Origin of the sequence: Mesorhizobium sp. PAMC28654 (assembly GCF_020616515.1) — a bacterium.
Classification (GTDB): domain Bacteria; phylum Pseudomonadota; class Alphaproteobacteria; order Rhizobiales; family Rhizobiaceae; genus Mesorhizobium.
Genome location: NZ_CP085135.1, coordinates 2,315,268 through 2,329,292, shown reverse-complemented (window position 1 = coordinate 2,329,292; position 14,025 = coordinate 2,315,268). Strand labels below are relative to the sequence as shown.

Sequence of the window (14,025 nt, the reverse complement as noted above, 5' to 3'; positions counted from 1 at the left end):
AGGGCGCGCTCGATCTTCTCGGGGCGGTCAGATGACGAACAGCCAGTTGGCGATGAGCATCACGGCGACGCCGGCGATCAGCGTCAGATAGGGTAGGATGCCCGCCTTCTTGACCGCTAGGTCCGACGACGTCATGCCGAGATCCGCCAGCATATGGGCGGGGAATTTGCCACCGTCCTGGACGTAATGTCGGTAGCAGAACACCGGGATGATCAAGGCGGCTGTGATCAGCCCCGCCCATAGCGCCATCGGATTCCAAACCTTGGCGCCGGCGCCCATGAAGATCGCGTTGACGTAGGCGAAGATCGCGCCGACGCCGAGCAGCCAGCTTGGTGCCTTCCATGGCCGCGCGATATGGCCGTTGTCGATGCGGTGGATCCAGCCGGCGTTGAGGTTGAGGAAGTTGAAGATGATGTAGCCGCAGTTCGACACGGCGAGGATGAAGAAGAAGCTCGTCGCGTCGGCCGAGGCAATGGCCAGCACGATCAGGTTGAAACCGAGGTCGGTCCACATGGCGCGGGTCGGCGCGCCATGCTCGTTGACGTGGCTCAGATAGCGCGGCAGCCAGCCGTCAACCGAGCCTTGATAGAGTGTGCGCGAGGACCCGGCCATGGCCGTCATGATGCACAGCACCAGTGCCAGGATCATCAGCATCACCAGAAGGCTATGGATGAGCTGTCCGCCGCCGACCATGCCGGCCAGTGCATCGGCAACACCCGAGCCGTCGACGATCGGGGTGGCCAGCATTCCATTCAGTCCGAGCACGCCCTGGAAGGTGAACGGCACCAGGATGAAAAGCAGCATGCACAGCAGGCCGGAATAGAAGATCGCCTTGAACGTGTCGGTGCCCGGGTTCTTGAACTCGGACGTGTAGCAGACGGCGGTCTCAAAACCGTAGGTCGACCATGCCGCGATGAACATGCCGCCAAGAGCGAGCGTCCAGCCGGCGATGTTCCACGTGCCGGGCTCAGGGGCGTAGGCGGCAGCGAGCGGCACCAGCGGCGAGAAATTCGCCCAGTTGATCTGGCCGGTGATGATTGGCACCACGCCGACGATCAGCATCGGGATGATGACCAGCATCCCGATGTATTTCTGGACACTGGCCGTACCCAGAATGCCGCGATGCTGGATGGAAAAGATGATCAGCATCAGCACCGCGCCGATGAAGAAGGTTGCGTTCAGCGTGAAGGAGACCGGGCCCAGTGTGTGGCTGAACAGCGTCCAGTTGCGGATCGCCGGTGTGGCGGCGGCGGTAACCGCTACAACAGCGTCGGCGGCACTCGTTCCCGCATGGGCCGCGATATAGGCGATGACGTCCGGTGACGTCTCGGTAAAGAACGGCATCGGTACCAGCGCGTTGAGGATGTAGGCGGCGGCGATCGAGCAACCGAGCGAGAGCACAGGCGACCAGGCGAACCAGTTGCACCAGACCGAAAGCGGCGCGATGAATTTCGAATAGCGCAACCAGGCGGTGGCGCCGTAGATAGAGGCACCACCGGACTTGTTGGGGAACAGGCCGGCGATTTCCGCATAGGTGAAGGATTGCAGGAAGCCCATGATCATGGAAACGGTCCAGATCAGGAAAGCCAGTTTTCCGGTCGTGCCGGCAATGCCGCCGATCGAAAACAGGACGAGGGCAGGGACGCCGCTTGCCACCCAGAAGGCGCCGCGCCAGTCGATATTGCGATGCAGCTTGCTTTCCGCAGGCTGCTCCAAGGCAGTGCTTATAGAGCTCATGTGTCTGTGTTCCCCTTTTTTGATGTTCCCCGCCGGCGATGCCTCGGCTTCGCGAAGCTTGCTCCCCGGTCTATGATCTGTGCGACCGGAGTGTTTCCACTCAGTCGTATTTTTTTCTTAGGAGTGAAGATTGATCCGGCGCGCTTTCACGTCAAGCGATTTGTAGTGCCGTGCACATCACGCTTGCGAATGTGAACGACAATGCGTCCGGCGGTAACGCCGACGGCCAGTTCCACGTGCCCAAAAAAAGCGGCGGTCAGGAGCGCGGCCGGGTCTTTTGCGGATCGTAATGGGCGAAAGGGACGACCCTTGCCGGCAGCCGTTTGGCATGGCCGTCGAGCTTGCCGATCTCGACTTCGGTACCGACAGCGGCATGGGTGACGTCAAGTCTCGCAAGCGCGATGTTCTTGTTCAGCACCGGCGAACGCACGCCCGACGTGACAACGCCGATCTGGGCGCGGCCGACATGGACGCAGTCGCCATGGCCGACCGCGACATTGGCGTCGATGTCGAGGCCGACCAGTTTTGTCTGCGGATGCTCCTTGCGCCGGATCAGCGCTTCGCGGCCGATGAAGTCGTCGGTCTTGGTCTTCAGCGGCACGGTGAAGCCGATGCCGGCCTCGAACGGGTCGGTCTGATCCGAGAATTCGTAGCCGGCAAAGATCAGTCCGGCTTCGATGCGCACCATGTCGAGTGCCTGCAACCCCATCGGCTTCAGCCCGTGCGGCTGGCCGGCCTCCCAGATCGCGTCGAACACCTTTTCGGCGTCGCGCGGATGGCACCAGATTTCGTAGCCGAGCTCACCGGTGTAGCCGGTGCGTGAGACGACGACGGGAATACCGTTGCCACCACCGATGCGGGCGACAGCGAAGCGGAACCATTCCAGCTCGTCGATCGACGGCTGCAATGGCGAGGTCCAGATGACCTCCTTCAGGATGTCCCGGCTCTTTGGCCCCTGCACGGCGACATTGTGCATCTGGTCGGTGGATGAGCGCACCAGCACGTTGAGGCCGAGCTTTTGCGCCGTCTCGCGCAGCCATTCGCCCGAAAGATCGTCGCCACCGACCCAGCGGAAATTGTCCTTGCCGAGCCGCAGCAGAGTACCGTCGTCGATCATGCCGCCATGCTCGTAGCACATGGCCGAATATACGACCTGGCCGACGCCGAGTTTTTTCACGTCGCGGGTAAGCGTGTATTGCAGCAGCGCCTCCGAGTCCGGGCCGGTGACCTCGAACTTGCGCAGCGGCGACAGGTCCATGATCACGGCGTCCTGCCGGCAGGCCCAGTATTCGTCGATCGCACCTTCCTTGGCGAAGGAATTGGCGAGCCAATAGCCTCTGTATTCAACGAAGTTGCGGGTGTGCTTGGCAAAGCTTGAATGAAAGGCTGTCTCGCGGGTCATCTTGGGTTCCGAATCGGGCGTCATGCGTCTGGCGATCGCTCGCGAGAATTTGTGCTGGCCGGAATAGGTCCGCACATGGATGTCGGTCGGGTTCCAGCCATTGGCCGGCGTCGTGTCGTCGGGACAGGCGGAGGAGACACAGACGATGTCGGTCAGTGCCCTGAGCAGCACATAGTCGCCGGGGCGTGACCAAGGCTCGTCGGAGACCATGACGCCATGGGCATCGATCGCGGTGTTGAAAAAGAAGTTGATCGCCATCCAGCCGGCGCGGGGATTGGCGCCCTTGTCGGCCAGCGCGCGGTTGAAATTCTCCGAGCAGTTGGTGTGCCCGGGATAGCCGATGTCGTCATAATATTTGGCCGCGCAAGCGAGCGCGAACGCATCGTGCCGGCCGCATGTGTCCTGGATCACCTCGACCAGCGGCTCCATGTCCTGGTCATAGTATTTCGAATGCAGGCCGGGCATCGGATAGCTTGAGCCCATCAACGTCCGCGTCGTCGTCACGTCGAGCGGATGGTCGAGGCCCTTGTCGAGCTTGCGCGCCGAAAAGCATTGGAAGTCGGTGCATTGGCGGCCGTCGACATCAATGATCTGCAGATAGTCGCCGGCCTTGACGAAATAGGCTTCGGCCGTCGCCGAGTGGACGCGCAGGTCGAGTACGGGATCGGCCATCGGATCGCCCAATTGCGATTTCGCCGCCGGACGGATCGTGGCGCGCCGTACGATGACCGTCAGCGGCGTCGCCGTATCGTGGCCATCGACCAGCATCGGCCCGCCGGGAACGGCAATCACCATCGAGCCGCCGCGTGCGACAGTGAAACCCTGTTCCGTACCAGCCGGCGTGGCGGCGCCGAACACGCGCACTGCCTTGGCGTTATCGAACTGCACCTGCCGGCGTTCGAGCCCGCGCCGAAGTGCCGCGAGGCTGTCGTCGCCCTCGGTCAGCAACGTCTTGATGCCGGCGGCATTGCTGTTGGACGTCTCGCCGAGGATGCCGGGATCGGTCACGCCGGCCTTGTCCCAGGCCAGCAGCTCGCAGGCCTGACCGCCCTCGACATTGCGCACCGTGATCGTATCGCCGGCCTCGACCTCGATGAGCACCGCGCCATTGCCCTGGATCGTATAACGCTCCACGCCTGGCGGCATGGCGATCTGGCCGGGCCTCAGGATGAGGCTCGGCCGCGGCGGTCCGGCTGCGACGGCAGGGTAGGGCGACTGGCTCATCTTGGCCTTGCGTTTCGAGACATCGGTTCGAGAAACAAGTTTGCCTGTACGTGAAATTATTTTAGCGACAAGAATAGCAGTGCGATCGCGTTTGGCAAGGCGGAGCGACCGGGTTTGGCTTTGCCTGCATTCAAAAGCTCGGCCGAATTTCGCAATTGTAAGGCGAATTTCCGTGGGGTTGCCCATTTGGTCAGCATGGCCATTTTTGCCTGACAATGAAATTATTTGCTTTAAGGGGATTGCGGCCCCCCCTCGTTTGCGCTCAATATTCAATCAAAGCTCCGGCCTCCGGGCAAAGGAGCAGGGAACAGCAGGATTTTCGAACGGAGGACGACGGATGACGGCATCCTGGAGATTTTCGACCTTGGCGGACCGCCATCGCGCACTCGGTTCGAAACTCGAAGACTGGAGCGGCATGGGGACCGCCTGGACCTACGACAAGGACGCCGACGAGGAATACGTCGCCATCCGCACCAAGGCCGGACTGATGGACGTGTCCGGTTTGAAGAAGGTCCATATCACCGGGCCGCATGCCTCGCATGTCATCGATCTGGCGACCACGCGTGACGTCGAGAAGATCTACCCCGGCAAGTCCGTCTATGCCTGCATGCTGAACGAGGCCGGCAAATTCACCGACGACTGCGTCATCTACCGCATCTCCACCAATTCCTGGATGGTTGTTCATGGTTCGGGATCTGGTCATGAGGAACTGACGCGCGCCTCGATCGGCCGCGACGTTTCCATCCGGTTCGACGACAATCTGCACGACCTGTCCCTGCAGGGTCCGCGCGCCGTCGACTATCTCGCCAAGCATGTGCCCGGCATCCGCGACCTCAACTATTTCCATCATATGCAGACCCAACTGTTCGGCCTGCCGGTGATGATTTCGCGCACCGGCTACACCGGTGAACGCGGCTACGAGATATTCTGTCGTGGCCAGGACGCTCCCAAGATATGGGATACCATTCTCGATGACGGCAAGGTTGACGGCATCATCCCCTGCCGCTTCACCACGCTCGACATGCTGCGCGTCGAAAGCTACCTGCTGTTCTATCCCTATGACAATTCGCAAAAGTACCCGTTCGAGAGCGAAGGTCCCGGCGACACGCTGTGGGAACTCGGCCTCGACTTCACCGTCAGCCCCGGCAAGACCGGTTTCCGAGGCGCGGAGGAGCACTACCGCCTCAAGGGCAAGGAGCGCTTCAAGATTTTTGGCGTGCTGCTCGACGGCAAGGAGCCGGCGGACGAAGGCGCACCGGTGCATCGGGACGGCAAGAAGGTCGGCGTGGTGACCTGTGCCATGTATTCGCCGCTGGTCGAGAAATCGATGGGCATCGCCCGGCTCGACGTCGACTGCGCCGTTCAGGGCACCAAGCTCGAGATCCGCAACAAGAGTGGATCGATCAAGGCCACGGCGCAGCCATTGCCGTTCGACGATCCCAAGAAGACCAAGCGCACGGCGAAAGGCTGAGGCATAGTCAACGGCGAAGGGTTCGAGGCACGAAGACTTAAATGGCAGCCAAAAGCATCATCAGCCGGCCCGTCTACGGAACGCTCTCTCCGCAGCCCGGCAAACACCATCTGTTCGTGGCCGATGCGGAGGGGGCGCTGGCGATTTCAGATATGGCCGCCGGGGCGCCCGCTGGCTTCTTCGGCGATGCCCATATCATCTTCATACCCGGCCATGACGGCAAACATGTCGCGACGCTCGAAGCGCTCAGGCCGGCTCGGCTCTACCAGGGTCATACCTTCGCCAGCGCCTTGCCGCGCCTGAAACAGACGCTGGCCAACGCACATATGGGGCTGCGCGTCTATCTCTCGGGCACCGAGGGGCTGATCGGCCAGGCGATGCAGGCAGCACTTGAAGCCGGCATCGACCACACCTCGATCCAGACCGAGCATCGCGGCTCGCTGGCGCGGCGCATGCAGTGCGTCCACTGCAAGGGCATCACCGAAAACGTGACGACTCAGCCGGCGACCTGCGTCCATTGCGGCCTGCTGCTTCTGGTGCGCGATCATTATTCCAGGCGCATCGCGGCCTTCCAGGGTGTGTGCATCAATGCCGAGGACCGCAGCGAAATTCCTCCGATCGAGGAGGCCTTCCCATGAGCACCGGCACCACCAAGCTTGATGTCGTGGTCAGCGACGTTGTCCCGGTCAACGACCTCGTCACCCGCTTCCATTTCCGCCGGCGCGACGGGGATCTTCTACCGACTTTTTCTGGCGGCGCGCATGTCGTAGTTGAAATGCGTGATGGCCAGCGCACAAGGCTTAATCCCTATTCGCTGATGGGCTCGCCGCTCGATACGCGCGAGTACACGATCTCGGTGCGGCGCGATGATGTCGGGCGCGGCGGCTCGCTGTTCATGCACCGGAATGTCAGGCCCGGGCTGGAGATGGTGATCAGCTACCCGGTCAATTTGTTCTCGCTTGATCTGCGCGCCAAAAAGCATCTGATGCTGGCCGGCGGCATCGGCATCACCCCGTTCATGGCGCAGACCGCGCAACTGGCGGGGGAGGGTGGCAATTTCGAACTGCACTACACTTGCCGTACCGCCTCGCTCGGCACCTATGCCGATGTGCTGCGGGAGCGCTACGACCGCCGGATCAGGCTCTATCATGACGACCGCGAGGAGCGCATCGATCTCGACCGGCTCTTGTCGACGCAGCCGCTCGGCACGCATCTCTATGTCTGCGGCCCCGCCGGCATGATCGGCTGGGTGCGGGACCGCGCCGCTGCCTTGGGTTGGCCTGCGGAAACCGTGCATTTCGAGCATTTCGCGGCACCCCAGCCTGGGCTACCATTCGATGTGACGCTGGCCGTCAGCGGCAAGACGATCCGCGTCGGCGAGCAGCAAAGCCTGCTTGAGGCGATCGAGGCGGCCGGCGTCGATCCGCCCTATCTCTGCCGTGGTGGCGTCTGCGGCCAGTGCGAAACCAATGTCATCTCATACGACGGAAAGTTCATCCACAACGACCACTGGCTGAGCGAGGAAGACCACCGTTCCGGCTGCAAGATCATGCCGTGCGTGTCGCGCTTCGAGGGCAAATCGCTGGTCTTGGAAAGATAGGAGGCGAGCTTGGGAATCACCTTTCGCAAGGAAACGTTCCGCGACGACTTCACCTTCAGGAACAGCCCGGAGCACATCCGGCGGTTCCCGTTTCCGTTCCACGAAGACGCCTACATGTACGCGGTCAACATCGAGCCGCATGTCGTCGGCCCGAAGGGCAGCGTGCTGGAAAACCTGATCGACGTCGACGAGCACTATGTTGCCGAGATGCAGGACCGCGCGCTGGTGCTGGCCGAGGATCCGCTGCGCTGCCAGTCGCTGCCACACATGACACTGGCCGGCTGGGATCTTCTCGAACTCCTGATGGAGCAGCAGGCGCTTGGCTATCCCGAGCATTTCACCCTGACCCGCGACGGCGACCGCTGGCGCTGGATCAATCGGCCGCTTGGCATCGACGACACTTTCACCTTTGGCGACACCTCGACCCTGCCTTACGGGCCGATGGAATACATCACCCGGCAGAGCCAGGGCGACTTCTGCATCCTCGACCAGCGCGACGGCAATCTTTGGATGGATGCCGGCATGGTCACCACCCAGGCCGACTGGTCGCTCGATTTCGACATCGGCATGAACTTCTTCGAGTGGCATGCACCAGTGCCACTGGCGCATGAGAAGGGCATTTTCACACGCGCCCTGAAATTCCTCACCAACATCCAGCAAGGCAAGCCGGCACGGCGCCTGAACTGGACGATGACCGTCAATCCGCGCCTCGACACCAGCCCGGAGAATTATCACAAATGGGGACCGGACCGGGCGACGGTCACGCCCGAGAATGTCGGCGACAAGGTGCATCTGCGCGTCGAATTGCAGAGCTTCTGGCGGCTGCCGCGCTCGAACGGCATCGTGTTCCCGATCCGCTGCTACCTGATCAAGATGGACGAGCTGGTGACGCAGCCGAAATGGGCGCGGCGCCTGCACCGCGTCATCCGCGATCTCCCCGACGAACTCGCCAACTACAAGGGCCTGACGCGCTTTCGTCCCACATTGGTGGAGTGGCTGTCGAAGCTGGATGATGGGAGTGCGACGAGTTCGGGGTTTGGGCCGGACTGAGCAAGGCCCGCGAAGCTGCCGATCTCCCCCACGAGGGGGGAGATTGGCCAACTCAACCCGCGCTGTTCTGCGGATAGCAGATGATCGACAGGTATCGCATCGGCAGTTGCGTTAGCACTTCCGGTCCGTGCGGCGCGTCGGCGTCGAAGAACAGGCTGTCGCCGGGCTTCATCGGGTATAGGTTGTTGCCGTGCCGATAAACGACCTCGCCTTCAAGCATGTAGAGGAATTCCATGCCCTCGTGCTGGAAGGTCGGAAACACATCCGAGTCTTCGGTCAGCGTGATCAGGTAGGGTTCGACGACGACACCGCTGGTGTTGGAGCCGATATGGCCGAGCAGATTGTACTGGTGGCCGGCGCGCGTGCCTCGGCGATCGACATCGAGACCTTCGCCGGCCTTAACGAAGACGGCGCTGCGCTCCTCCTCGAAGCGGCGGAAGAAGGCGGTCACCGGGACGCCCAGCGCACGGGACAGCGCTTGCAATGTGGTCAGCGACGGCGAGGTGATGCCGTTCTCGATCTTCGATAGCATGCCCAGCGAAATGTCGGTGGCAACGGCAAGATCGGCGACGGTGATGCCGAGCTTCTTGCGGAACGCCCGCACCTCGCGGCCGATCGCCACCTCCAGCACTTTTTCGCGCGTGTCGCGAATGGCGTGCGGGTTTTGCGTCAAAGGCGCGCGAATGGTTTTTCCGTCCGCCGAGAGCTTTGGCAATGGCTTTGCCTTTGCGCCAGCAGGGCCGGCACCAGCCTTGGTATCGGAAATTTTCGTCGCCATCTCGGCCCCCGAACCCTGAAGATTCATTTCACCCAAGGTGAACATATTCGGTGCCGGTACAGGAGCGCAACAGCGACGGCAAGCCATCTTATGTCGCACGCGCCAGGCCGGTGATTGCAGCCGCCGCGGGTTTTTCGCCAGGAATCCACCGCGCGCGAATGCAGTTCCCTCAGATGTCGGTTGACAGCACCGAAGGGCCAATTACTGTCCTGTCAGTGAAATTTGTTTCGCTGGGGAAATCAAAAAAATAGGAGGCCTGCAATGAAAACTCGCGTTGCCGTCATCGGAGCCGGACCGTCCGGTCTGGCACAGCTCAGAGCCTTCAAGTCGGCGGCCGACAAGGGCGCCGACATTCCAGAGATCGTCTGCTTCGAGAAGCAGTCCGACTGGGGCGGCCTGTGGAACTACACCTGGCGCACCGGCCTCGATGAGCATGGCGATCCCGTGCACGGCTCGATGTACCGCTACCTCTGGTCGAACGGACCGAAGGAATGTCTGGAATTCGCCGACTATACTTTCGAGGAGCATTTCGGCCGGCCGATCGGCTCCTATCCGCCGCGCGCCGTGCTGTGGGATTACATCAAGGGCCGCGTCGAGAAGTCGGGCCTGCGCAAATGGGTGCGTTTCAACAGCCCGGTGCGCATGGTGACGTTCTCGGAAGAGACGAAGAAATTCACCGTCACCGCGCATGACCGCACCAATGACGTCACCTATTCGGAAGAGTTCGACAATGTCGTGGTCGCCTCTGGGCATTTCTCGGTGCCGAACGTGCCTTATTTCGAAGGTTTCTCGACCTTCAATGGCCGCATCCTGCATAGCCACGATTTCCGCGATGCGATGGAGTTCAAGGGCAAGGACATCCTGATCATCGGCCGCTCCTATTCGGCCGAGGACATTGGCTCGCAATGCTACAAATACGGCGCCAAATCGATCACCTCCAGCTATCGCTCCAAGCCGATGGGCTTCAAATGGCCGGAGAACTGGAAAGAGGTGCCGCTGCTGCAGAAGGTCGTCGGCAAGACCGCCCATTTCAAGGATGGCACCACCAAGGATGTCGACGCGATCATCCTGTGCACCGGCTATCTGCATTCCTTCCCGTTCCTCACCGAGGATCTGAAGCTCAAGACCGCCAATCGCATGTGGCCGGACGGACTCTATGAGGGCGTCGTCTGGGAGAAGAACCAGAAGCTGTCCTTCATCGGCATGCAGGACCAGTTCTACACCTTCAACATGTTCGACGCGCAGGCCTGGTTCGCCCGCGACGTCATCATGGGCCGCATCAAGCTGCCGTCGGCCGAGGCGATGGCCGCGCACGGTGCGAAATGGCGCGCGCGTGAGGAAACGCTTGAGGATGCCGAGCAGATGATCTGGTTCCAGGGCGACTATACCAAGGAATTGATGGAGCAGACCGACTATCCGGGCTTCGACGTCGAGGCGGTCAACCAGACCTTCATGGAGTGGGAACACCACAAGATGGAAGACATCATGAGCTTCCGCGACCACGCCTACCGCTCGCTGATGACCGGCACCATGGCGCCGCTGCACCACACGCCCTGGCTGCAGGCGCTGGACGACTCGATGGAGAGCTATCTGGAAGTCAAAGGCGTGGCGGCGGAGTAGCCGTCGCGCTTCGGACTACCCCAGCCTCGCCCGCGCCTTCGCCGTCCAGGCGTTGAACAGCCGGTCGGCGACGATGCCGATGAAGGCGATGGCGAGGCCCGCGACAATGCCACGGCCGGAATCGGCCTTGGACAGCGCGATGAACACTTCCTGGCCAAGATCGCGCGTGCCGACCATGGCGCAGATGATGATCATCGCCAGCGCCATCAGGATCGTCTGGTTGACGCCGAGCATGATTTCCGGCAGCGCCAGCGGCAACTGCACGCGAAAGAAGGTCTGGCGCGGCGTGCAGCCCGAAACTTTTGCAGCCTCGATCAACGCTGGCGGCACCTGCCGGATGCCGTGATTGGTGTAGCGGATCGCGGGCACCACGGCGAACGCGACGGTGGCGATCATGGCGGTGACGTCGCCGACCCGAAACAGCATCACCACTGGAATGATGAAGCAGAAGGAGGGCAGCACCTGCAGCGTGTCGATGATCGGCGTGACGATTTTCTCGAAGCGGTCGCCGCGCGCGGCCATCAGCCCGATCGGAATGCCGATCAGGCAGGCGATGAAGGCGGAGATACCGCACAGATAGACCGTCGCCATGGTCTTTTCCCACAGTCCGGTGACAGCGCAAAAAGCGGTCAATCCGGCGACAAGGGCAGCCAGGCGCAGTCCCGAGAGCTGATAGCCGGCAAGGCCAAGCAGGAACACCGCGCCCAGCCACGGAAACCCCTCGCAGAAGGCGCGCAGCGGGTTCAGCACGTTGAGTATCAGCGCCACGCGAAACGCTTCGATCGTGTCGAAGAAGTTGATCGTCACCCAGTTCACCGCCGCCTTCCACAGCGGCGCGGTGGTGAAGGTGATTGCTTTCGGCACAGCCGCGAAGGCTGGCATGAACAGGCCAAGCAGCGTGGTGGTGGCAAGTATGGCGATGGCCAGCGTCAGCGTGGGGTAGCGCCGCCAGATGCTCGGGCTCACTTCCTGATGGACATGGCCCTTTGCCTGCTTGCGCGCGATGGCCTGGCTCAGCCGGTCGAGCGCGATGGCGAGCGCGACAATGGCTAGGCCGGCTTCCATCGCCTCGCCGACCTTCAGCGCGCGCAAGGCCAGGAGCACGTCGTAGCCGAGGCCGCCGGCGCCGATCATCGAGGCGATGATCACCATGTTCAGCGCCAGCATGATGACCTGGTTGACGCCGACCATCAGCGTCGGCCGTGCCGAGGGCAGCAATACCCGCCACAGTTTCTGCCGCGCGGTGCACCCGGCCATCTCGCTGAAATCGTCGATCTCGGTCGGCACCCGCGACAGGCCGAGCATCGTTGCCCGCACCATCGGCGGCGTGGCGAAGATCGCGGTTGCGATCATTGCCGACACCGGGCTGTTGCCGAACAGCAGCAGCATCGGGATCAGATAGGCGAAGGTCGGGATTGTCTGCATCAGGTCAAGCGCTGGGGAGACGACAAGCCTTTCGGCCCACGGCTTGCGCCATGCCCAGATGCCGGCGAACAGCCCGGTGACGATGCAGAACGGCACCGCGATGGAGATCAGCGCCAGCGTCAGCATCGCGCTCGTCCATTGGCCGAACAGCGCGATGTAGAGGAAACAACCGCCAACCAGCATGCCGAGCTTGCGGCCGCCGGCGGCATGTCCGGCGAGGAAGGCGACGGCGCACACCCCGACCCAGGAGAGGCGTGGCAGGATATAGGCGTCCGCGCCGTGACCGATCTTGAAGTTCTTGGCCAGGAGATTGAGCGCGAAGTCGAGCGGTACGCCGAGCACCGCGGTGATCGAACGGGTCAGCCACGACAGGTTCGACTTGATCCAGCCCATCAACGCGCTGACCCAGTCGGCGACAGGCACGATCGCATTGGCCGGATAGTTCACCGCCCAGGGCAGGCGATCTTGCAGCAGGAACACGACCAGCACAGCCGCAAGCGCCAGGGCCCAGACCAGCAGCCAGGTCTGGGCCGGACGCGATCTTGCTTCGCTGGCGCTTGCCGTCACCGTCATGCGCCGGCCCTCCGCCGATCAATGCCGGCCAGAAGATCAATCACCGCTTGCGGCGTCACCTCGCCGATCGGCTTGCCGGTGCCGTTGACCACCGCGAAGGGCTTGCCTGCCGCAACGATACCAGCTGAGAAGCTGGCGATCTTGGCATCCGGCGCCACCGTGCCGCCATGCTCCGAGCCTTTGCAGGCACGCATCAGGCTGCGCGCCGAGATCACCTTGGCGCGGTCGACGTCGCGGGTGAATTCGGCGACATAGTCGGTCGCCGGATGGACCACCAGTTGTTCCGGCGTGCCGATCTGGATGACTTCGCCGTCCTTCATGATGGCGACGCGGTCCGCCAGCCGGATCGCCTCGTCGAAATCATGGGTGATGAAGACGATGGTCTTGTGCAGCATTGTCTGCAGCCGCATCAACTCGTCCTGCATCTCGCGGCGGATCAGCGGATCGAGCGCCGAGAATGGCTCGTCGAGAAACCAGATTTCCGGTTTTGTCGCCAGGCTGCGGGCGATGCCGACACGCTGCTGCTGGCCGCCGGAAAGCTCGCGCGGATAGAAATGCTCGCGGCCTCGCAGGCCGACGAGTTCGATCACTTCGCGCGCCCGTGCCTCGCGCGTCGCCCGGTCCTGTCCCTGGATGCTCAGCGGAAAGGCGATGTTGTCGAGCACGTTGAGATGCGGCAGCAGCGCAAAGTTCTGGAACACCATGCCCATCCGGTGGCGCCGCAACTCGATCAGCGCGGCATCTGAAATCTTGAGCAGGTCCTTGCCTTCGAATTCAACCGTGCCATGGGTCGGCTCGACCAGCCTGGACATGCAGCGCACCAGCGTCGACTTGCCGGAACCGGACAGGCCCATGATGATGAAGATCTCGCCCTGGCGGATTTCGAGATCGACGGCGCGCACCGCACCGACCAGCCCCGCAGCCGCGACGTCGGCCGCGCTTGCCTTGCCGTCGCGCTGGCGGATGAAATTGGCCGCGTTCGATCCGAACAGTTTCCATACATTTCGACAGGCAAGCTTGACCGGGCGGGCATCCTTGCCCGCTGCTTCAGGCGCCTGTTCAGTCTCGTCCGTCATTCGATCGTCCTTCTGGAATATGGGATAGAGACCCGGCCGCTAAGGGCCAGGTCCCGCAATTTCCAGTCG

At 62.3% G+C, this 14,025-nt stretch carries 10 protein-coding genes; 5 read left to right on the top strand and 5 right to left on the bottom strand.

Annotated elements, in window-relative coordinates; translation table 11 throughout:
- Positions 1-27: 27 nt before the first annotated feature.
- Together LGH82_RS11760 and LGH82_RS11755 are read right to left on the bottom strand one after the other, a co-directional pair.
- Positions 28-1,737, bottom strand: a complete 1,710-nt coding sequence (locus LGH82_RS11760) for an APC family permease (RefSeq protein WP_227348645.1) — start codon at positions 1,735-1,737, stop codon at positions 28-30.
- Between the two features lie 256 nt (positions 1,738-1,993).
- Positions 1,994-4,363 carry a DUF1989 domain-containing protein gene (locus LGH82_RS11755; protein WP_227348644.1) on the bottom strand — a complete coding sequence of 790 codons (2,370 nt, stop codon included), beginning with the start codon at positions 4,361-4,363 and terminating at the stop codon, positions 1,994-1,996.
- 337 nt (positions 4,364-4,700) lie between these two features.
- Here LGH82_RS11755 and LGH82_RS11750 point away from each other — a divergent pair, with 337 nt between their 5' ends.
- The 4 genes from LGH82_RS11750 to LGH82_RS11735 are packed head-to-tail and all read left to right on the top strand — an operon-like array spanning position 4,701 to position 8,484.
- Complete coding sequence (locus tag LGH82_RS11750) at positions 4,701-5,834, top strand: aminomethyltransferase family protein (protein ID WP_227348643.1); 1,134 nt, start codon at positions 4,701-4,703, stop codon at positions 5,832-5,834.
- A gap of 41 nt (positions 5,835-5,875) precedes the next feature.
- On the top strand, positions 5,876-6,472 hold the full coding sequence (locus tag LGH82_RS11745) for a dimethylamine monooxygenase subunit DmmA family protein (protein WP_227348642.1): 597 nt from the start codon (positions 5,876-5,878) through the stop codon (positions 6,470-6,472).
- Positions 6,469-7,434: a PDR/VanB family oxidoreductase gene (locus LGH82_RS11740; protein ID WP_227348641.1), complete on the top strand. Its 966-nt coding sequence runs from the start codon at positions 6,469-6,471 to the stop codon at positions 7,432-7,434. The genes LGH82_RS11745 and LGH82_RS11740 overlap by 4 nt, the downstream gene beginning before the upstream one ends.
- 9 nt (positions 7,435-7,443) lie before the next feature.
- The gene (locus tag LGH82_RS11735) at positions 7,444-8,484 is read left to right on the top strand and encodes a heme-dependent oxidative N-demethylase family protein (RefSeq protein ID WP_227348640.1); all 1,041 of its coding nucleotides are present in this window, start codon (positions 7,444-7,446) and stop codon (positions 8,482-8,484) included.
- Positions 8,485-8,536: 52 nt separating this feature from the next.
- Here LGH82_RS11735 and LGH82_RS11730 read toward each other — a convergent pair whose 3' ends face one another.
- On the bottom strand, positions 8,537-9,262 hold the full coding sequence (locus LGH82_RS11730; RefSeq protein WP_227348639.1) for a helix-turn-helix domain-containing protein: 726 nt from the start codon (positions 9,260-9,262) through the stop codon (positions 8,537-8,539).
- A gap of 261 nt (positions 9,263-9,523) precedes the next feature.
- Between LGH82_RS11730 and LGH82_RS11725 the strand changes: the two genes are divergently transcribed.
- Positions 9,524-10,882 (top strand): NAD(P)-binding domain-containing protein, encoded by a 1,359-nt coding sequence (locus LGH82_RS11725; protein ID WP_227348638.1) that lies wholly within the window; start codon positions 9,524-9,526, stop codon positions 10,880-10,882.
- A gap of 15 nt (positions 10,883-10,897) precedes the next feature.
- On the opposite strand, the gene LGH82_RS11720 is transcribed toward LGH82_RS11725, so the two are convergent.
- Complete coding sequence (locus LGH82_RS11720) at positions 10,898-12,880, bottom strand: ABC transporter permease (protein WP_227348637.1); 1,983 nt, start codon at positions 12,878-12,880, stop codon at positions 10,898-10,900.
- Positions 12,877-13,956, bottom strand: a complete 1,080-nt coding sequence (locus LGH82_RS11715; RefSeq protein WP_227348636.1) for a quaternary amine ABC transporter ATP-binding protein — start codon at positions 13,954-13,956, stop codon at positions 12,877-12,879. The genes LGH82_RS11720 and LGH82_RS11715 overlap by 4 nt, the downstream gene beginning before the upstream one ends.
- Positions 13,957-14,025 lie beyond the last annotated feature (69 nt).